Raw genomic sequence first — 20,112 nt, forward strand, 5'->3', positions numbered from 1 at the left:
TTAAGTTAGCTTTATGGCACCCTCTAAAACACAGGTTTTTGTAGCGTAAACTGCTTCTATTTTAAATGGTATGGTGTAAGGGCCATCATCTCCACCATTGATACTCGTTTCATACGTGTCTTCCACTTGTTTAATGGCCAGATTAAACGTTTTCTCATCAGGAAAATCAATAAAAAATCTCAAAAAAGTAAGGACTCTAAAAAATTTTCCATTCACAGTGTTGCCGTTGTCCAATTGCTTCCATCCTGTTTTTTGGGTAGGATCAAAAGGTGTCATATATGAATATGGCGTTTGGTCATTGATGCGGTGATACAAAAACGCATAAGTCATTGGTATGGCCTCCGTTTCTATGGCCACTTTTAGTTTGATGGGCGCATTGTCCCCAACTTTATAGCTTTCCATAAGTTCTATAGTTTATTCTTTATTATTTTAAGCCTCAAGCACATCATCTATTACTGACTCCACATCAAGATCGTACTTTATACTATTGATCCATTTTGAGGTTTCAATATGATCTAAAAATGAATTCAATGCTTGTCTTACCTCTTGTTTTTGGGCCGTTGGCAAGGTATCTATAATAGCTTCCAAGTTATTTATTAATTCAATTGGGCTTACTTTGTCTTCACTAAGTTTAAATGCAATTTCAGCGGTCAAGTCCAAAAACTTCAAATAGTTGACTATGGTAGTGATGGGCTCGGAAATTTTGAGCCGTTTAAAGACTTCTCTTGTAAATCCTCTGGTCTGTGGACCGGAAATACCGTCGATAATTACTGATTTTCCATAGATATACTTTAGTACCATCTGAAGGTAAAGCGTTTCTGATTTTGAAGATTCTTGGTAATCCACAGGAACGCTCGTATCTAAATGCCAGTGGTCTGCGTGACTTGGATAAAAGTGGTTCAGGACAATTCCGAAGTGCTTCCGAAGAATGGATTCGATACCCAGATAGAGCTGCTTTTGGTGAACAAAGTTTAAGGTAACCAATGTCGTATCTTTCCAAAATATAGCATCCAAATCGAAAGCGCTGCCATGGCCATGCTGTCCAGATTTGGCAACAAATATCCCTGCAGTAGTTATAGCTACAGGAGGGCCCAACGGACATCGTTTAAAGACTTCATCAAATGCCTTTTCCAGAATCTTTAAAAAATCATCATCAATCGAAAAGTAGCGCTGTTCACCTTTGGTTCCATAAGGATGATTGGTTAATCGAGCGTAATGCAACGGAATACCATTAATGGAATTAATTGATTTCATGGGCGACTGGATTTAGTTTTTAATTCAGCTATTATTTCCTCGATCTAATCAGTAATCAATTCGCTTTGGATGACACGGTCATAATAGGCGATAGTACTTTTACTTAAATGCCTGGCCAAAGTGGGTTCGTAAGTCTGCCAAACTATTCCATTATCATTAATTTGTTTTTTCACCTTTGCATTTTGCCGATCTAAAAAATAATTGAGTTCAATGATTTGATCTGAATCGATCAGTTTGCCTCCCAAAAAGGCTTCCACCTCCTTTAATTCGATTTGAAAAGGCAGATAGATAGGAATGTAACTCACCAGTGGATTTTTACTCCAATCATTTAAGAAATCACTTAAATAATTTGGGATTTTATCTAAGTTCAAACCTGTTTTAAGATCGGCCACAATATTATCCTGTTCCTTTTCTTCAATAAAGAAATGATCAACATCCTTCTCTTTTTTAAATTTCTGTATGAGGTGCCAGATATAATTGTTGCGTCCGTTTATTATTTCTACAAAAACTTTCTTGCTAGTATTCAAAGTAGAATCCTTTAGCAAGTAATTATGCAAGTCGATAGAACTCAACAGTCCACTATTGTCAATGGCACCCGCATCGATATAGTGCCCGTAATTCTTGATTTTCGCCGCAGGACTGAGCGCAGGAAACCTATTGGTGGACGATACGGCTTCATAAAAGGCAATAGCGCCATTATGCAGTTGCGATAAGTTGTCTGAATTATAAAACAAGGTGGAATCCTTTGGGTATTTCACCGAATAGAAGACCCCTCGCCTACCATTGGTTTTGGCAGTATTGATAATTAACGAGGGAAAGTATTGATTTTTATTATCGAAAATATTGGTTTTCCAATAAGCATTGAACGACAAGGAATCCAAGGTTCTGCCTGTTTTGTTCTCCAAAATATTGCGGTAGGTCACCATTGAGTAATATGACCGGTCCCTATATTTTCCCAATTTATTAAAAGGATACAATTTTCTAAAACCATCAAAACCAAAGGTCAAAGCTAAATCCTTAGAGGCAAAATTTTCTGTGGCCACTTCATTTATTTTCGCTTCTATGGCTTCAAAATCGCCAGTGTATTCACCTGCCAAAACCGAATATAGAGACAAACCCATCATACCTCCCGAAGCTCCAGAAAACGAGATGGTCTGATTGAGAAATTCGCCTTCCGTTTTAGTCTGAATTTCGTTTAAGATCTTCATCGTCCAGATGTTTGCCTTTAACCCACCCCCATGTGCGGCAACAAAAAACAAAGGTTTTTGGGTGCGTTCCCTGAGTTTTAATTTAAACGCGTCCATATCCATGAGTTTCTCGTTCTTAACATTTTGGTACACTTGAAGTTCATGGATGGCACTTTCTGAGTTTAATGAAATAATGCCTAAAACAATGACCAGCATTGTAAGTACTGACGCAACCAATCGCCGACGTTGGGAAAATTCCTTTTGCTTTGTAAGAGGCACCAAATGGTGTCTGTTTTTCTGCTTTACACCTGAATTGTATAAGTAACTTTTATCTGTAACATAGGGGATTTTTTCCAGGTCTTCTTTCTGCGTATTGAAAATTGACAACATAAAATAGTATTTCACCAAACATGCCAATCCATAATAGAAAACAAAGAGATAACTTAACAATATCAACATAGCGTTGGCTTGTTTCCATGCAAAATAGACAGCAAGATTGCTGTATATTAAAAACAGTAATGTTACAATTGCGAAAACAAAATAATACCTCAAATAACCAACACTACTGCTCAAGGCATTTAACTTATAATATACCGTGATGACCTGCACCCTAAACACCCTGAATAAAATATACATCACTGCCAATAAAAATGTAAATACCTGAAGAAGCCAATAACCTGAATAGCTGAATTTTAAAGTGATGACCAATACAAAGGCATAAACAATCACAATACAAATACTCAACAAGAGTGCGGTGACACCTAAAGTTGTGAATTTCTTTTTTTCGATTTTTGCTTTCTTTACCTCTTCCTCGTCATCTTCAACATCAACTATTTTATCTTGATAATCATCAAATTTGTCCAACAATACAATTAAAAGAATTGCCGGAATAATGATAAACAAAAGTGACATACCCTTAATAAACCCAATATTATAGTCACTAAAAACCAGCTTTGGATAAAAGGTTTGGTAAATATAATAGTGCCAAATAATAAAAATGACCAAGCCCAGGGAATGTCTGAAAAACTTTGCCTTATAATCCTGTTTATAACTTCTATCTATTTTTGAGAAAATAAAAATAGGATAGCCCAACCATTTATAGGCGTACCATTGGTGGTCGTCACGACTATCGTTAATATTTTCGGCATAATAGATATAGCGAGGATAGTGAGACAGTACAGAGGCAAAAACAGAAATCAGGATAAAACAACAGATCAATGACACCTTATCATGCTCTATCATGTCCACCAATAATGTATTGGCCTGTTCCATGGCCTGAACCAAGAGCAAGATGATGCCAAGAAACAGAAGACTCAGATATGAAGACTTACCAAATTTCCCAAAGGCAGAAATAATATTGTCGACAAAATTAAGGAAGCGAAGTGCTAATTTTCCTATATTATTTAGAAACATCATTGGCGTTTAAAATTATTACTCGTGCGGGGATCAAGAATTAATTTTAATTCATCATTAGGGAAGTCATAACTCTAATCTACGAAAAAAACAGTTTAAAATTATTTATTTTTCTAATTATTATTCTTTTATATATGTGATATTCAAAATGATAGTACAAGAAGTAGTTCATATATTTCTATAGCACTAAAAAATTAAAAGACGAACAAAACAATTTTGAGACTGCTATAAATTTATATCTTAGTTGTCCTAATCAACATACAAATGAACCCTACCAAACGCATCGGTTTCCTCTTAGGCCCATTGGCTTTTATCCTAATTTTATCATTTTTTAAACCTGAAGGTCTTTCGGAAGAAGGCAGGGCCATATTGGCATCTACAGCATGGGTGGCCATTTGGTGGATTACAGAAGCCATTCCAATTGCCGTGACATCCTTGTTGCCCATTGTCCTTTTTCCTTTATCTGGCGGATTGGATCTGGGGACTACAACGGCATCCTTCGGACATAAATACATTTTCTTGTATATAGGTGGATTTATCATAGCCATTGCCATTGAAAAATGGAACCTCCATAGACGAATCGCCCTAAACATCATCAATTTTATTGGTTCTGACATTAAAAAAATTATTCTCGGATTTATGGTGGCCACGGCATTTTTGAGCATGTGGATTTCCAATACGGCGACCGCTGTGATGATGTTGCCTATTGGGATTGCCATTATTACTCAACTTAAAGACAACCCAAATACTATCGAAAACGAAACGAATTTATTTGGAAAGGCCTTGATGCTTGCCATAGCCTACAGTGCGTCCATTGGCGGGATTGCCACATTGATTGGCACACCTCCCAACTTGGTTTTGGCTGGGGTAGTCTCGAATATCTATGATTATGAAATTACCTTTTTACAATGGTTCATGTTTGGCTTTCCTATTTCTGTCGTATTGCTTTTCATCTGTTGGAAATATTTGACCACTTATGCCTTTAGCTTTCAACAAAAGGAATTCCCAGGAGGCAAAGCAGAAATCAAACGTTTGATGAAATTGCTTGGCAAAATTAGTTATGAAGAAAAAATGATAGCTTTTGTTTTTGGTACAACAGCCTTCTTTTGGATCACCCGTTCATTCTTATTTAATAAGTTAATTCCAAGATTGGATGACACGATCATTGCGATAATTTTTGCAATTGTTCTGTTTCTTATTCCTTCTAAGGACAAAAAACGCAAATTGATGACTTGGGAGGACGCCGTGAAACTGCCTTGGGGAATCCTTCTTTTGTTTGGTGGAGGATTGGCTATTGCCAGCGGATTCGAATCGAGTGGCTTAGCGGTTTGGATAGGAAATCAGATGACTACTTTTGCTGGATTAACCACCATCGTTCTTATTCTATTACTGATTGCTGCCATCAACTTTTTAACGGAGATCACCTCCAATACGGCAACGACCGCCATGTTATTACCAGTTTTGGCACCCATGGCCGTGATCGTAGATGTTCACCCTTTTATTTTAATGGTTGGTGCTGCAGTAGCAGCATCATGTGCGTTTATGTTACCTGTGGCGACACCTCCCAATGCGGTGGTTTTTGGGTCTGGGTATTTGCGGATTCCAGATATGGTCAGCAAAGGTTTTGTGATGAATGTGATATCCATTGTGATCTTGACCTTATTTGTGTATTTTTTGTTACCGATGCTTTGGGATTTGACGGTGGAAGGTTTTCCCGAGGCTTTGAAGCGGTAGAATGGAACGCTGAGGACGCTGATATAACTGATCATCACTGATTTTTTTGTGGATAGAACCTTAACAATATTCTCTAAAAATAAATTTGCGACTTTAAGCTTTTGGGTCTCTGCGAGAATAGAACGCTGACCTGCCCGAACGTTCAGGCGGGAAACACAGATGTAACTGATTATCACTGATTCTTTTTCTTAAAACTGAAAGTCCTTACTTTGTACTCGTAACACCCATTATTTCCAGCAGATTCCGCAGTTTCCGCAGATCTCGCAGAACGCTAATTCCCTCAATTCTCCTTAAAACAACCTATAACACTTTTTCCTTACCACATCTGTACTTCCCTGAATTGAGTTGACTGTTATTCATTATTCCTTCTTCAAAAACCAACAATCTTCAATCGTTAATCTACAAATCCCTAATGCCTAATCCCCAATGCCTCATACCTAATGCCTAATTCCCAAAATCTCTGTACAACAACCTATACATCCATTTTTCAATAGAGAATTTAAGTTATTCTTTACTCATTTTGTGTTTTCCGTTACAAACTCCAAAGCCCTTTTCTCATTATAATACACGCCACCACGCTGTATAAACCCAACGTGTCCTCCATGTTTTGGCATTTCCAAATAGAGATTGGGATTGTTTTTGGCGGCTTTTACCGGGAAACATTCGGGTGTTAAAAACGAGTCGTTGAGTGCGTTTATAATTAAGGATGGCACTTTTATGTTCGGTAGAAATTGGAGGCAACTGCTTTTCTCATAATAGTCCAAAGCGTTCTTGAAGCCATGGGCTCTTGAAGTATAAACTTCGTCAAAATCGTTCAGGGTTTTTATAGAATTCACTTCCTCCTCTGATATTTGCTCTGGAAATTGGCTTTGCTTTAATCTTAAACTATTGACCAATCTCCTTTTAAATCGGTCGTGGAAAGGTCTATTTATAAAACTGTGCAATTGTTTCGCAGAATGCTGTAAACTACAAGGCACCGAAATTCCAATACAGGCTTTTACTTGAATTGGCACATCATTGCCCTCACCTAAGTATTTCAAAGCTAAATTTCCACCCAAACTGATGCCATAAATATAAACTTCATCATAGATTTTATTCCCAATGGCGTGCATTATAATGGTATGAAGATCTTCGGTTGCTCCAGAATGGTAGGCATAGTATTTCCGGTTGGGTTCGCCACTACATCCCCTGAAGTTAACACTGATGGCGTCAATACCATTCTTGTTGAATAGTTTTGCTGTTCCCGTGAGATAAGGGCGCTGGGCGTGACCTTCCAAACCACTTAATAATATAATGACCTTATTGGATTTTTCCGGAGCGTAGCTCCAATCTAAATCGATGAAATCGCCGTCTGCCAACTCCAACCGTTCGCGCGTTTGTTCTAAATTTACTTTTCTGAACAATCCGGAATATACGGTGGCGATAAAACTTTTACGGAAAAAGAAAGGTGCTTTGAATGTGGAATCGAGGATGGGCATTTTTTAGTTGTATGTTGTTGAGTATTACACAGAGTTACACGGAGAAAACACAGAGATACACCGAGTTTTTAATCAATTTCGAGGTCGGTAAATTTGAAATCTTTTCCATTGAATAAACCTTTATCGCTGAGTTTTAATGCTGGGATTACCAAGAGCGCCATAAATGATAAGGTCATATAGGGTGCTTTTAAAGTACTGCCCAATTCTTTCGCTATCTGATCGAGTGCAGCATATTGCTTTCCTACGGTTTTACCATCTTGATCGCTCATAATTCCGGCAACTGGCAATGGTAAGATGTGTTCCTCAGAATCAGAAACGGCGCAAATACCGCCTTTGTTTTCGATGAGCAAATTGACGGCTTTACAAATGGCCTCGTCGGAAGCTCCCACAGCAATTATATTGTGCGAGTCATGACCAACAGAACTAGCAATCGCCCCAGTTTTCAATCCGAAATTTTTAATAAATGCGATGGCCGGCGGTTGATCTTGATAGCGATTGACCACCGTCATTTTCAAAACATCGTCTTCTATATTGGAAACCAAATTACCGTCATTAATCAAACCGGCAGTTATAATCTCATTGGTCACCAATTGGCCTTCCATGGCTTCAATCACACGGATATACTTAGAGGTGGATTCAAACCTAAAATCGCTCACGTCCTTTTTAGACGTGTTGAAATTATTAAGGTTTTTAAAAGATACTCTTCCAATCAAAGAGGCACCCTCATCAAAAACCAATTGACCGTCACTATAGGTTTGTATGGTTTTAAATGTTTTTAAATCTTCAACCAAAATGAAGTCTGCGGCATCTCCAACGTTTAATGTACCAACATCCAAACCATAATGTTTTACGGGATTGATACAGGCCACTTGTAAAACTTTGAAGATGTCCATATCTTTTGCGACCGCTCTCGTACAAAGATGATTAATATGATGCAATAGCAAATCGTCAGGATGTTTGTCATCACTGCAAAACATCATATTCTCAAAATGCTCGGGCAGTAAATCAATCAAGGCTTCAAAGTTTTTGGCCGCACTACCCTCTCTAATCAAAATTTTCATACCTTTTTGAAGCTTTTCAAAACCTTCTTCATAAGTAACGCACTCGTGATCAGTAGTAATGCCTGCATTGATATATTTTGTAATGTCGTCACCCAAAACTCCTGGCGCGTGCCCATCAACGGGTTTGTTAAAATGTTTCGCCCATTGAATCTTTTTCATTACTTCAGGATCATCAAAAAGAACACCGGGGTAATTCATCATTTCCGCCAAGTATTTGATGTCCGGATTTTCAAGAAGCTTTCTAATCCCTTCGGAATCGATAGTGGCTCCAGCCGACTCAAACTCTGTCGCCGGAACACATGAAGGCGCTCCAAAATTGAATTTAAAGGGTACTTTCTTTCCATTATCAATCATAAATTCGACACCTTCAACACCAAGCACATTGGCTATTTCATGCGGATCTGAAACGGTTGCCACGGTACCATGTTTCACTGCTAAACGTGCAAATTCACTGGGTACCAACATGGAACTTTCTATATGAATGTGTGCATCTATAAATCCAGGAAGAATATAATGGTTGACCTCATGCTGCTTTTCTTTAATGTTGAGGATCTTTCCATTTTGTAGAGTGACTTCTCCTTTGAATATTCGTCTGTTAGGGATATCGACTATTTGTCCTTGTAGCTTCATTTAATGTACTTCAATTTTTAGAATAGTTGTGGTGTTATCTGTGACTTTAAAACGCTCATCGGGACGCCTTCCAATGACCCAAACCACATCATCGCCAGAAAACAGGATCCAAACCTTCTCTTTATCAACCAAGGAGAGCTTTTCATCCTTGAAAAACTTGCTCAATTTCTTTTTGCCCTTCATTCCAAGCGGATAGAACAAATCGCCCTCGCTCCACTTCCTTATGGATAAGGGATATTTGAGTTGATCGGCATCAACAAATATCTTATTTTTTGAGGTTTCTGAAATGGCATTAACTTCATCAAAAGTCAACCTGCCAAAAGCTGTTGTGATTTCTTTACCTTCTTTTTGAACAGAAATTGGATGTTCGTCAGATACCGAATCCAATTCGCTCAGCACCAAAAACTCGCGATCCTTTAGCAATCTGTGGGTTGGAGAAAACACGTACTTTCCTGATTGGGCATTAAGCAAATTGACCACATCATCCCAAGCGGTAAAATTAAAATCCTTCAAAAGTTGATAAAGATACGCTTTGGGATTGGACAGTTTTTTTAATTTATTAATATCTAGTTTGATCTGATCGCCGTCTACCGCAACCAATTTCTTCTGGATTTTTACGACGGCATCGTCTATGAGATCCTGACTGTCCTGCAGATTGGAAATCGTCGTTTGAAAGTTTTGGAGCAACTGGGGGTTCATCTGTTTCAAGATCGGAATAACATCATGTCTTAACTTATTTCTCAGATATTTTGTGGAGGCATTGCTAGCATCCTCTCGCCATTCAATGTATTCCTTCTTGGCAAAGGCTTCCAGTGCTTCTCTTGAAAACGGCAATAAAGGCCTCACGATTTTATCGGATATTTCAGGAATTCCGGTTAACCCTTCCAATCCAGTGCCCCGGGTCAGATTGATCAAAAAAGTTTCGAGATTGTCATCGGCATGGTGCGCGGTAAGGATATAGTCAAAGTCCAATTGCTCTGCCAACTCAAAAAACCAAGTATAACGGAGTTCCCGGGCCGCCATCTGAATGGAAATATGATGTTCTTTGGCATAGGTCTCCGTATCGAAACTTTCGATATAAACATCCATGTCCAAATCATCTGCCAACTCCATTACAAATTCCTCATCGGCATCACTTTCAGCAGCCCTTAAATTAAAATTGCAGTGTGCCAATGACACCTTTAACTTTGACTGATGACATAAATGCGTTAAAACAACACTATCCAAGCCTCCAGAAATAGCCAAGAGCAGTCGGCTGCCGTGAAGCATATCTAAATGCATATCAAGATGTTTCTGAAAAGCCTGTAACATTATTTTGAGTTTTATGGTGTCTGTCGATTTTTATTGCGCATTCTTATTCCGATCTTCAAACTAAAAAATTAATTGTATTAATATAGCTAATTTTCAAGTACTTGCTTCATTGCCTTCGCCTTTATCAAACATTCCTCATATTCCTTTTGGGGATCACTTTTTGCAGTAATCGCACCACCTACCGAATAAGAAACATAGTGATTTTTCGCATTATACAAGATACTTCTAATAACGACGTTAAAATCAAAATCACCCGTCGGACTAAAATAACCGATGGCTCCAGAATAAAGTCCGCGTTTGGTTTCTTCAAGATCCTCAATAATTTTCATGGCAGAAATTTTAGGTGCTCCTGTCATACTTCCCATAGGAAAAGTAGTCCGTAATATAGTAACTGGAGATGTTTCCTTTGCAACAACGGATGTGATGGTGGAAATTAATTGATGTACCTGTTCAAAAGAATAGACTTCACATAATTCCTCAACCTTGACACTGCCTTTAAGAGCGGTTTGTGAAAGATCATTGCGCACCAAATCTACAATCATGATGTTTTCACTACGTTCCTTTAGATTGCTTTTGAGCTCCTCTTTTAGTTGTTCATCCACTCCAGGATCTGATGAACGTTGGGCGGTTCCTTTAATAGGTTGCGAAATCACTGCAGTTCCGTCCTTTTTCAAATAGCGTTCAGGAGATGCAGATAAGGCGTAACAATGCTGATTTTTAAAAAAAGTCGTAAAGGGGGCTTTCGAGATGGTGTTCAGTTTTTGATAGGTCTCCAACGGATCAATTGGGGTGTTTTCAGTATAAAACTCCTGACAAAAATTAGCTTCGTAAATATCGCCTCTATGGATATGCGCCAACATCCTCTTGACCTTTTCAAAATAATGATCCTTGGTCAATCGCAATTTTATATTGATTTTTTCTGAAATACGTCTACTTTCATTTCCCGTATACTGCTCTATTTCCATAAGATCAGACATAAATTCGTCATCCACAATTTTTAGATAGTGCATTTCAACAACGCCCTCTTTTATCAGAAAAATTTTCTTTGGTTGAAAAAAGAATAGTTCCGGAAAGTTCAATCCATCAAAGTTATTGGAGCTTAGATCTTCGAGATCATTTTTTAAATCGTAACTCAAGTAGCCAAAAATCCAATCCTTGGTCACGCTTTGATATTCATGTAGTTTATCAAATGCCTGATAGCTATCTGTAGTGATACTTGTAAACGCATCAACTGCCAAAACCGCGTCATAGCTAGTGTATTTTTGAGAATGTTTATTGGAGTCCAACCAAACCACTTCCTGGAATTGCTGGCTCCATTGCAAAAGCCGGGTCGTAAAATCAGGGGATTGAATGATATAGGTGTGTTGTGTTCTCAAGGCTCAATTTTCGGTGGTAAAGTTAATGAGATTCTACAAAACTAATTAAGAACTTTGTACTTTCGTTAAAAATATCAAAACCATGTTTACCTTAAAAAATTCGCTCCTGGAAATCGCCATCCATCCTGTAGGCGCAGAATTACAAAAAATTTCAGCTGTGAAAAATGGCTTAGAATTTATGTGGGATGGCAATCCTGAAATTTGGAGTGGGCATGCGCCCAATTTGTTTCCAGTTGTGGGCGAATTGAAGGATGGTAGATTTACTTATGAAAAGAAAATCTATCACTTATCCAGACATGGATTTGCAAGACGTAGCGACGATTTCGTGGTAGCTGAACAAAGTGAAAATAATCTAAGTCTTAAGTTGACATATTCCGAAGCCACACTGCTCAATTATCCTTTTAAATTTGAGTTTTTGGTGAATTATTCCTTAGTGCAAAATCAGATTAAAATCACCTATACTGTTAAGAATTTAGATGACAAAACCATTTATTTTTCAGTAGGTGGACATCCTGCCTTTAAATGCCCTCTATATCCTGAGGAAACTTATGAGGATTATAGTTTGAAATTTGAACATCCAGAAACTTCACCAACACATTTGTTGAATGTAAGCACAGGACTTTTCACATCAGAAACTGAAGCAGTTTTTAATACACCAGATACAATTCCACTACACGCCCATTTATTTGATAAAGATGCACTCGTCTTCAAGGATTTAATATCAAAGAGTGTGGCATTGATCAGTAAAAATCATGGGGAAATCCTAAATTTCAAGTTTGGTGATTTTCCTTTTTTAGGCATTTGGGCGAAACCAAATTCCAATTTTGTCTGCATCGAGCCTTGGCAAGGTTTGGCCGATTCTGAAGACAGCAATCAACTCATAAAAGATAAAGAAGGCATCGTGGCCTTAGAAAAAAACACAACCTACAATGCCACTTACATCATTGAAATACACGAAAAGCATTTAGTGTAAGTTGATTATTAGTTTTAACTTTGGCCAGAATAAAGGTGGGTTGTCGGTTGTCGGTTGTCCGTTGTCGGTTGTCCGTTGTCGGTTGTCGGTTGTCGGTTTGAAATAAAATCATACGCTCTATCAAATTAAAAGTTATAACCCATCAATAATTTAACATAAAAAAAACATCAAACACCTTGAGCTTTAAAAACCTTAATTTAAACACCCCGTTATATAACGCCTTAGACGATTTAGGTTTTACCACGCCTACTCCTATTCAGGAACAAGCATTTAACGTTGTGGCTTCAGGCAAGGATGTGGTGGGTATTGCACAAACTGGTACAGGTAAAACTTACGCCTATATACTACCCATTCTTAAAAACCTACCTTTTTCCAAACAAGATACTCCTCGAGTGATGGTTTTAGTGCCCACACGCGAATTGGTCGTTCAGGTGGTTGAGGATATTGAAAAACTGACCAAGTACATCAATGTGAGAGTGCTAGGTATTTATGGTGGCGTCAACATCAACACCCAAAGACAGGCCGTGGCACAGGGTTTGGATATTATTGTAGCTACCCCAGGCCGTTTATTTGATTTGGCGGTGAGCCATGTTTTACCATTGAAATCCATTCAAAAAATGGTGATTGACGAAGTGGATGTCATGCTCGATTTGGGTTTTAGATATCAACTTCTAAATATTTTCGATATTTTACCTGAACGCCGACAGAATATCATGTTTTCTGCAACCATGACTGATGATGTAGATGAATTGATTACTGATTTTTTTACCAATCCAGAGAAAATTACCGTTGCAGTTTCAGGGACACCCCTGGAAAATATCGTTCAAGCGCGTTATAATGTGCCCAACTTCTATTCTAAGGTAAATCTCTTGGAGCACTTGCTGAAGGATAAGGAAACTTTCAATAAGGTTTTAATTTTTGTGGCCTATAAAAAAATGGCCGATTTATTATTTGACAAGATCGAAGTTCTTTTCCCAAACGAGAGCTGTGTGATCCATTCCAATAAAACACAAAATTACCGATTGCGGAGTATTGAGCAATTCCGAGAAGGAGAAAATCGCATCTTGATTGCTACCGATGTGATGGCACGTGGACTCGATATTGATCATATCAGTCATGTCATCAATTTTGACACCCCTCACTTCCGTGAAAACTATATGCATCGTATTGGACGGACTGGTCGTGCAGAGCGAAAAGGTCATGCCTTGTTATTTTCTACAGAGGCTGAACAAGAATGGGTTATGGCGATTGAAGATTTGATGCAAATGGAAATACCGCTAAATGAGATTCCTGATACCGTTACACTTTCAACGGAACTCATTGAAGAGGAACGTCCACAGAACAAAGAGCATTATAATCCCATAAAAAGACGGGATACAGATCAACCTGGACCTGCCTTTCATGAAAAAAAGGAGAAGAATAAAAAAGTAAATCAAGGAGGTTCATATAAAAGGGAGATCGTCAAAAAATATAAAAAACCTAAAACAAGAGGCGATAAAAACTACAATAAAAGAAATAAGAGAAAATAGTTTTATACCATTATGAAATCAATATCAATATTTATTATTACTGCAGTTTTCCTTTTTAACTCCAATAGTTACGCCAACAAAAAATGGGGCGCTACAGGACATCGTGTTGTAGGGGCCATTGCAGATCAATACACGAGCAATAAAACAAAACGTCATCTCAAAAAACTATTAAATCACCAATCCTTAGCCTTCGTATCAACTTTTGCTGATGAAATTAAGGCAGATCCACGTTATAACGAATTTGAATCTTGGCATTATGTGAATATGTCACTTGATGAGGATTATGAGTCGTCCAAAAAGAATCCAAAAGGCGACTTGGTAACCGGTATCGCTTTTTGCAAAAAAGTCATTAAAGATGATAAGTCTTCAGATGCTGATAAAACCTTCTATTTGAAAATGCTGATCCATTTGGTAGGCGATTTACACCAACCTTTACATATTGGGCGAGAAGAAGACCGTGGCGGCAACGATATTAAAGTACAATGGCAATTTAAAGACACTAACCTCCATAGAGTTTGGGACAGTCAAATGATTGAATCCTATAATATGAGTTATAGTGAATTGGCCGCAAATGCTGAATTTATATCAAAAAAGCAAATCAAGTTTCTTCAACAAGGCTCTGTTATTGATTGGGTGAATTCTACACAAAACTTAACCAAAACCATCTACAGCTCGGTCGAGGAAGGAGAAAATTTGCGTTACGCCTATTCCTATGAATATTTGGACATTGCAAGAACCCAATTGCAGATTGCAGGGATTAGATTAGCGAAAGTTTTAAACGATTTGTTCTAAAAATTGTAGCCATTCTTCAGATTGAAATCCTGTCAATCCATAGAACATTCAAGTAAGATTATTTCGGTAGAATACTATTAAATTTAATATTAGTTGGGATTTTGGCACAACCATTTCAACCTTTTTACATCTAATAGAAAACGAACAATTTATTATGACAAAAAACATTCTTATTATTTGTCTATATATCCTAATTTTCAGTTGCAGCTCCGATGATGATAATTCTACTGTCAATCAGAATTGCGGTCTCATTTCTGAAATAGTTTCCGAAGATGAATTTAATTCAATCATTACTTCAAATTATGAAATAACAGAAGTTGAATTAAATAGGGATTGTCTGGAAATAACATATAGAGCCAGTGGATGCGGAACAGAATTTTGGGAAGAGAATTTATATAGTGTAGATGCTTTTTATGCCGTTTTTCCATTACAGAGATATGTCAAAATGGAAGTGATAAATGAAGAGTTATGTGAAGCTATTTTTCAAAAATCAATTTCTTTTGACCTCACTCCATTTCAAATAAAAACTCAAAGTGAGATACCATTAAATATTGAAGGTTGGAACCAACAAATCATTTATCGATATTAGGGCTATTATTGGTTTTTTCTCTCCCTAACTTATTGACTTAACAACTAACCAGCCACATTTAAAAAATCAGTGTACAAAAAAAGCCCTCAAATTTCTTTGAAGGCTTATATTTTGGGTGGAAGACCGGGCTCGAACCGGCGACCCTCGGTACCACAAACCGATGCTCTAACCAACTGAGCTACAACCACCATGTAGCCGCATTCTTAAATGCGACTGCAAATGTAATTTATTTACTAATGTTTACAAAGCCTTTTGGTAAAAAAAATTAAACTAAGTCGAATAAACTTTTAACTGCAGCATACCGTTCTACGGTAAAACCTTCAGCGTGTTCCGTTCCTATCAATCTACCCAAATCTCTCGCTCTGTAGTCAATACTATCTGTAAAGTTTTTACTGCTGATTGGTGTTTGGGGCGCTTTGCTTTCGGGATCAAAGAATTGCGTTTTATATGCCGCAACTGCTTCCATTTTTTTATCCATAAATCCCGACACATCAACCACAATATCCGGCTCAATATTTTTCCATTGAATATAATGGTACACGTATTTTGGTCGCCAATGTTGTTGTTTTTTTCCATCCAATTCGGTCTCAATTTTCATCAAGCCACTTAAAAAACAGGCATCACTTACCAATTGACTGCCCTTGGCATGGTCAATATGCCGATCATTGATGGCATTGCACAACACCATTTCAGGTTGGTATTTTCTGATCATCCTAATGACTTCCAGTTGATGGGCTTTGTCATTTACGAAAAAACCATCAGCAAAACCCATATTCTCTCTCACCACAACACCTAGGATTTTTGCACCTTCTGCGGCTTCTGATTTTCTGGTTTCTGCAGTGCCACGCGTCCCCAGCTCACCTCGTGTAAGATCAATAATTCCCACCTTTTTACCATGGTGGACTTCCTTCGCGATCGTAGCACCACAACCCAACTCAACGTCGTCAGGGTGAGAACCGATGGCTAAAATGTCTAATTTCATCTGTTTATTATTTTATTAAAGGTTAAAAACCTTACTGCTTTATGGTTTCCGATAGTTGTCGAATTATAACCACGAATGACACAAATTAATACGAATTCATACGTGGATCATAAATTGACAATTCTTATGTTTTTAAATTTCTGAAATGAAACAGGGGTTCCGTCTGTTTTCAAACATTACTGACTTCAATTCCATAGTTGCAGTTTAATTTTTAATCCAATCGTTTTGTTCTTTTTCGGTCAAAAATGACCACGTCACTACTCTACTTACCTTATTACCTTGGATCATATCCAACACCCGAAACTCTGTTGCCCCCAATTTTTTTAATGAGGCTTCCATTGATCTGACATGGCTGACATTTGATACCAGACTTGTAAACCAGTAGCACTGTTTAGGGAATTGGGAACTTTCATACAAATAATTGTGCAAAAAGGCCTTCTCTCCGCCTGCGTAACACAACTCTTTTGGTGTCCCACTAAAGTTTCTAATTACTTTATCGCTTTTGTTGCCCAATCCTTTCAATTTCGTTTTGGTGGCATCAAGGGCATCTGCCTGACTTTTAAAAAATGGCGGATTGCAAACAGAAGCAGTAAATTTATCTGACGGTCTAAGAATTCCCTTCAAAATATGCTGATAATCCCTTTGATGACGCAATTCAATGACATTTTCAAGATTGTTTTTATCTATAATTTTTTGGGCAATTTGGAGAGATTTTTCATCAATATCTGAGCCTACAAAACTCCAGTTGTAAATAGAATTCCCCAATAAAGGGTAAATACAGCTGGCACCCACGCCAATATCCAAAACTTTGACATCCGATTCCAAATGGCTTCGTCTCAATAAATCGGCCAAATGGTGTATGTAATCCGCGCGACTGGGAATTGGTGGACACAAGTTCTTGTCGGGAAATTCCCAGAATTTCACATCATAATGTGTATACAACAACGCCGTATTCAGGGCCTTTACAGCCTCAGGGTTTGAAAAGTCGATCGTTTGATTTTGATAGTCATTAACAAAAACATGTGATTTTAAAGCCTCATGGTTTTTTGTAAGCAGCTCAAAATCGTATGAATTAGTGTGAAGGGAGTTTTTATGCAATTTATTTAAGTTTCTTTGATTCTAATTGTTTCGGTAGCAAGTTCTAATTTTGGGTCTGAAGTTTTGAACTTTTAACCGCCTTGATGGCTTGCTCAATATCTGCTATCAGATCTTTTTTCGATTCTATCCCCACCGAGAAGCGAATCAAATTATCACTTACACCTATTTTATCTCGCTCTTCCTGGGTCAGTAAAGCATGTGAGGTTTTATGCGGCGATAGCATCGTACTTTCAACACCTGCCAAACTCATCGACGATTTGATCAATTTCAATTCCTTTTGAAATGCCGTGGCGTCCAATCCGTCAACCAACTCAAAGGAGAGCATGCCCCCAAATCCTTTCATTTGCGATTTTGCCAAAGCATACTGTGGATGGGTTTTAAGTCCAGGATAAAACACCTGTTTGACGTCTTCATGATTCGATAAAAATTGAGCTAATTTTTGAGCATTTTTATTTTGGGCCTTGACCCGTAAGGCCAAAGTCTTCATACTGCGCTCCAACATCCAAACGGTCATATCACTCAAACTGCCACCCAAGTTCTTGGCCACATTGAAAATGACTTCCATATGCGATTCACTACAGGCAACCGCACCTGCCAATATATCAGAATGGCCTCCCAAATATTTTGTGGCGGAATGCATGATAATGTCGATTCCAAAATCGATTGGTGTTTGATTGACAGGACTTGCAAAGGTATTATCAATAGTCGTGACAATGTTTTTTGATTTTGCCAAATCGGCCACACCTTTAATATCCGTTATGGTCAACAAGGGGTTGGATGGGGTTTCTATATGAATTAGCTTTGTATTCGGTTGGATGGCCGCTTCAAAATCGGCAACCTCGTATCCATCCGTAAACGTAAATTCGATACCGTATTTAGGAAACTCTTCCCTAATGAAATTACTGGTACCACCATACAAGGTGTTTTGGACCACAATATGGTCGCCTTGTTTTAAAAAAGCCAAAAATACGGTACTAATGGCTGCCATTCCGCTTCCAAAAATCATTCCTGCTTCGGCATGCTCCAAGGCTGCTATCTTTTTGGACAAATGTTCTTGGTTTGGCGTGTTAAAATACCGTGGATAACGTTTTACATCAACATCGTCAAATTGATATGATGTGGACATATAAATAGGCGACACCGCTCCTTTAAACTGTTCATCCTTGATTTCGCCAACGTGTGTGCAAATGGTGTTTAATCCGTATTTTGATTTTGACATGAGTTCTCATATTTAATAAGCTTTAAAATTACGAATAATTGGTTATACATTGATGGATAATTGCAACGCTTTTTTTGGTTTCTGTTCCAAAAAGTGCTCTTCAACGGTGCATTAAACCGACAAGAAACACAAATCTAAAAAAATCCCAAACTTCAAAACCGTTTTTTAGGCATTGTAAGTCATTTCACTTATATTCGTCATGCTATTAATAAATTACTTTCCAAATGCTTAAAGCCGTATTATTTGATATGGACGGTGTTATTGTGAACACTGAACCCTTACATCAAAAATCTTATTCCCTCATGTTTAACGATGTCAATATTGACGTGCCTGACTCACTCTATGCATCTTTTACAGGACAGTCCACTCGTGCAATTTGCGAGTTTTTGGTAGACCATTTTAAATTGCCGTTAGGAGCTGAGACTTTACAGGGAATCAAACGCGATCATTTCAAATATTTATTTGAGAACGATGATGAATTGGATCTTTTACCCGGGGTCTTAGACCTGATCAAGGACTATCATTCCAACGGATTAACCTTGGTCCTAGCGTCTTCCGCCACCATGGAAAACATCAATAATATTTTTGAACGTTTTCATTTGAACCCTTATTTCGTGGCCAAATTAAGCGGTGCTGATTTAAAGGCGTCCAAGCCACATCCTGAAATCTTTGAAAATGCTGCAAAAGCAGCTGGGTTTAAACGCGATGAATGCATTGTGATAGAAGATTCAACCAACGGTATTAGAGCGGCCAAGGATGCCGGTATATTTTGCGTAGGATATGATGGCTTACATTCCAATGATCAGGACTTTTCACTTGCCGATTTGGTCGTAAGCGACTTTAAAGATATTTCTTACAAGAATATTACTGCCCATTTCAATGCCGTTCTTGCAGAAAAATAAGGCTGTCGTAAAGCTCTCCTGATTTTTAAAAAAAACTCGAAACCTTATAGGTTATTAAAACTTCCTTGAAACAATCTCGAAAGTCTCTACTATAAAATATCCCCGAGAGCTTACTTTTGCTTCTTCAGCAATTTATTTTGCTCTTCCATCAACTCTTTTAAATGAGATAGCAATTCAATATCCTTCGGTGTTTTGATTGTTTTATCTTTGACATCATCGGCTTTGCTCTTTAAGCTGTTCATAAATTTCACCACGATAAAAACGGTTAACCCAATGATCAAGAAGTCGATAAAAGCCTCAAAAAGGGCTCCATAGCCAATAGCCACTTCATCAGAGACGAGTTGGCCAGCTGGATCCATTATTTTTTCTCTCAAAACAAGGCGTTTATCTTGAAATTTTATGCCGTCGGTCATTAACGACAAAGGAGGCATCAACACTTTTTTTACTAAGACATCAATAACTTTGTTAAACGATGCGCCAATAATGATGCCGATGGCCATATCCATCATATTTCCTTTTACGGCAAATTCTTTAAATTGTTTAAAAAATCCCATCTCTTTATAGTTTTGGTTTTAATGTTAATT

Annotated in this window: 17 protein-coding genes and 1 tRNA gene; 6 read left to right on the top strand and 12 right to left on the bottom strand. The window is 37.8% G+C overall.

Going from position 1 to position 20,112, the window contains the following annotated elements; all coding sequences use genetic code 11:
• From G6N06_RS09980 to G6N06_RS09990, 3 genes are read right to left on the bottom strand one after another with little or no spacing between them, the layout of a single operon-like run.
• A complete protein-coding gene (locus tag G6N06_RS09980; protein WP_163516420.1) occupies positions 1-402 on the bottom strand; it encodes a hypothetical protein in 402 nt (133 codons plus the stop codon).
• Between the two features lie 27 nt (positions 403-429).
• On the bottom strand, positions 430-1,254 hold the full coding sequence (locus G6N06_RS09985; RefSeq protein ID WP_163516422.1) for a hypothetical protein: 825 nt from the start codon (positions 1,252-1,254) through the stop codon (positions 430-432).
• Positions 1,255-1,298: 44 nt separating this feature from the next.
• The gene (locus tag G6N06_RS09990) at positions 1,299-3,857 is read right to left on the bottom strand and encodes a patatin-like phospholipase family protein (RefSeq protein ID WP_163516424.1); all 2,559 of its coding nucleotides are present in this window, start codon (positions 3,855-3,857) and stop codon (positions 1,299-1,301) included.
• Between the two features lie 261 nt (positions 3,858-4,118).
• Here G6N06_RS09990 and G6N06_RS09995 point away from each other — a divergent pair, with 261 nt between their 5' ends.
• The gene (locus G6N06_RS09995; protein ID WP_163516426.1) at positions 4,119-5,588 is read left to right on the top strand and encodes an SLC13 family permease; all 1,470 of its coding nucleotides are present in this window, start codon (positions 4,119-4,121) and stop codon (positions 5,586-5,588) included.
• Between the two features lie 515 nt (positions 5,589-6,103).
• On the opposite strand, the gene G6N06_RS10000 is transcribed toward G6N06_RS09995, so the two are convergent.
• The 4 genes from G6N06_RS10000 to G6N06_RS10015 form a co-directional block, all read right to left on the bottom strand.
• Entirely contained in the window at positions 6,104-7,066 is a 963-nt protein-coding gene (locus G6N06_RS10000; RefSeq protein ID WP_163516428.1) for a YheT family hydrolase, read from the bottom strand.
• Positions 7,067-7,134: 68 nt separating this feature from the next.
• Positions 7,135-8,757, bottom strand: a complete 1,623-nt coding sequence (gene ade / locus G6N06_RS10005) for an adenine deaminase (RefSeq protein ID WP_163516430.1) — start codon at positions 8,755-8,757, stop codon at positions 7,135-7,137.
• Positions 8,758-10,068 (bottom strand): tRNA lysidine(34) synthetase TilS, encoded by a 1,311-nt coding sequence (gene tilS / locus G6N06_RS10010; protein ID WP_163516432.1) that lies wholly within the window; start codon positions 10,066-10,068, stop codon positions 8,758-8,760.
• 86 nt (positions 10,069-10,154) lie between these two features.
• On the bottom strand, positions 10,155-11,444 hold the full coding sequence (locus G6N06_RS10015) for an anthranilate synthase component I family protein (RefSeq protein ID WP_163516434.1): 1,290 nt from the start codon (positions 11,442-11,444) through the stop codon (positions 10,155-10,157).
• A gap of 82 nt (positions 11,445-11,526) precedes the next feature.
• Here G6N06_RS10015 and G6N06_RS10020 point away from each other — a divergent pair, with 82 nt between their 5' ends.
• The 4 genes from G6N06_RS10020 (at position 11,527) to G6N06_RS10035 (ending at position 15,327) form a co-directional block, all read left to right on the top strand.
• Positions 11,527-12,417, top strand: coding sequence for an aldose 1-epimerase family protein (locus tag G6N06_RS10020; RefSeq protein WP_163516436.1), 891 nt, complete (start codon positions 11,527-11,529; stop codon positions 12,415-12,417).
• Between the two features lie 176 nt (positions 12,418-12,593).
• Positions 12,594-13,946, top strand: a complete 1,353-nt coding sequence (locus G6N06_RS10025; RefSeq protein ID WP_163516438.1) for a DEAD/DEAH box helicase — start codon at positions 12,594-12,596, stop codon at positions 13,944-13,946.
• A 12-nt stretch (positions 13,947-13,958) separates the two neighbouring features.
• Positions 13,959-14,738, top strand: coding sequence for a S1/P1 nuclease (locus G6N06_RS10030; protein WP_163516440.1), 780 nt, complete (start codon positions 13,959-13,961; stop codon positions 14,736-14,738).
• 154 nt (positions 14,739-14,892) lie between these two features.
• On the top strand, positions 14,893-15,327 hold the full coding sequence (locus G6N06_RS10035) for a hypothetical protein (RefSeq protein ID WP_163516442.1): 435 nt from the start codon (positions 14,893-14,895) through the stop codon (positions 15,325-15,327).
• A 113-nt stretch (positions 15,328-15,440) separates the two neighbouring features.
• Here the strand turns inward: G6N06_RS10035 and G6N06_RS10040 are convergent.
• The 4 genes from G6N06_RS10040 to G6N06_RS10055 all read right to left on the bottom strand — a co-directional run bounded on the left by G6N06_RS10040 (position 15,441) and on the right by G6N06_RS10055 (position 18,626).
• Positions 15,441-15,516: transfer RNA gene (locus G6N06_RS10040), tRNA-His, on the bottom strand.
• Between the two features lie 76 nt (positions 15,517-15,592).
• Complete coding sequence (gene bshB1, locus G6N06_RS10045; RefSeq protein ID WP_163516444.1) at positions 15,593-16,309, bottom strand: bacillithiol biosynthesis deacetylase BshB1; 717 nt, start codon at positions 16,307-16,309, stop codon at positions 15,593-15,595.
• Positions 16,310-16,513: 204 nt separating this feature from the next.
• On the bottom strand, positions 16,514-17,407 hold the full coding sequence (gene rlmF / locus G6N06_RS10050; protein WP_163516445.1) for a 23S rRNA (adenine(1618)-N(6))-methyltransferase RlmF: 894 nt from the start codon (positions 17,405-17,407) through the stop codon (positions 16,514-16,516).
• Positions 17,408-17,450: 43 nt separating this feature from the next.
• A complete protein-coding gene (locus G6N06_RS10055; protein ID WP_163516447.1) occupies positions 17,451-18,626 on the bottom strand; it encodes a trans-sulfuration enzyme family protein in 1,176 nt (391 codons plus the stop codon).
• Between the two features lie 224 nt (positions 18,627-18,850).
• On the opposite strand from G6N06_RS10055, the gene G6N06_RS10060 reads away from it, so the two are divergent.
• Entirely contained in the window at positions 18,851-19,528 is a 678-nt protein-coding gene (locus G6N06_RS10060; protein WP_163516449.1) for an HAD family hydrolase, read from the top strand.
• 110 nt (positions 19,529-19,638) lie between these two features.
• Here G6N06_RS10060 and mscL read toward each other — a convergent pair whose 3' ends face one another.
• Positions 19,639-20,082 carry a large conductance mechanosensitive channel protein MscL gene (gene mscL, locus G6N06_RS10065; RefSeq protein WP_163516451.1) on the bottom strand — a complete coding sequence of 148 codons (444 nt, stop codon included), beginning with the start codon at positions 20,080-20,082 and terminating at the stop codon, positions 19,639-19,641.
• Positions 20,083-20,112 lie beyond the last annotated feature (30 nt).

Origin of the sequence: Gelidibacter japonicus, from assembly GCF_010725055.1 — a bacterium.
Classification (GTDB): domain Bacteria; phylum Bacteroidota; class Bacteroidia; order Flavobacteriales; family Flavobacteriaceae; genus Gelidibacter; species Gelidibacter japonicus.

Coding starts and splice junctions, on each gene's coding strand:
- G6N06_RS09980 (WP_163516420.1), bottom strand. CDS start 402: ATGGAAAGCTATAAAGTTGGGGACAATGCGCCCATCAAACTAAAAGTG.
- G6N06_RS09985 (WP_163516422.1), bottom strand. CDS start 1,254: ATGAAATCAATTAATTCCATTAATGGTATTCCGTTGCATTACGCTCGA.
- G6N06_RS09990 (WP_163516424.1), bottom strand. CDS start 3,857: ATGATGTTTCTAAATAATATAGGAAAATTAGCACTTCGCTTCCTTAAT.
- G6N06_RS09995 (WP_163516426.1), top strand. CDS start 4,119: ATGAACCCTACCAAACGCATCGGTTTCCTCTTAGGCCCATTGGCTTTT.
- G6N06_RS10000 (WP_163516428.1), bottom strand. CDS start 7,066: ATGCCCATCCTCGATTCCACATTCAAAGCACCTTTCTTTTTCCGTAAA.
- ade (WP_163516430.1), bottom strand. CDS start 8,757: ATGAAGCTACAAGGACAAATAGTCGATATCCCTAACAGACGAATATTC.
- tilS (WP_163516432.1), bottom strand. CDS start 10,068: ATGTTACAGGCTTTTCAGAAACATCTTGATATGCATTTAGATATGCTT.
- G6N06_RS10020 (WP_163516436.1), top strand. CDS start 11,527: ATGTTTACCTTAAAAAATTCGCTCCTGGAAATCGCCATCCATCCTGTA.
- G6N06_RS10030 (WP_163516440.1), top strand. CDS start 13,959: ATGAAATCAATATCAATATTTATTATTACTGCAGTTTTCCTTTTTAAC.
- G6N06_RS10035 (WP_163516442.1), top strand. CDS start 14,893: ATGACAAAAAACATTCTTATTATTTGTCTATATATCCTAATTTTCAGT.
- bshB1 (WP_163516444.1), bottom strand. CDS start 16,309: ATGAAATTAGACATTTTAGCCATCGGTTCTCACCCTGACGACGTTGAG.
- G6N06_RS10055 (WP_163516447.1), bottom strand. CDS start 18,626: ATGTCAAAATCAAAATACGGATTAAACACCATTTGCACACACGTTGGC.
- G6N06_RS10060 (WP_163516449.1), top strand. CDS start 18,851: ATGCTTAAAGCCGTATTATTTGATATGGACGGTGTTATTGTGAACACT.
- mscL (WP_163516451.1), bottom strand. CDS start 20,082: ATGGGATTTTTTAAACAATTTAAAGAATTTGCCGTAAAAGGAAATATG.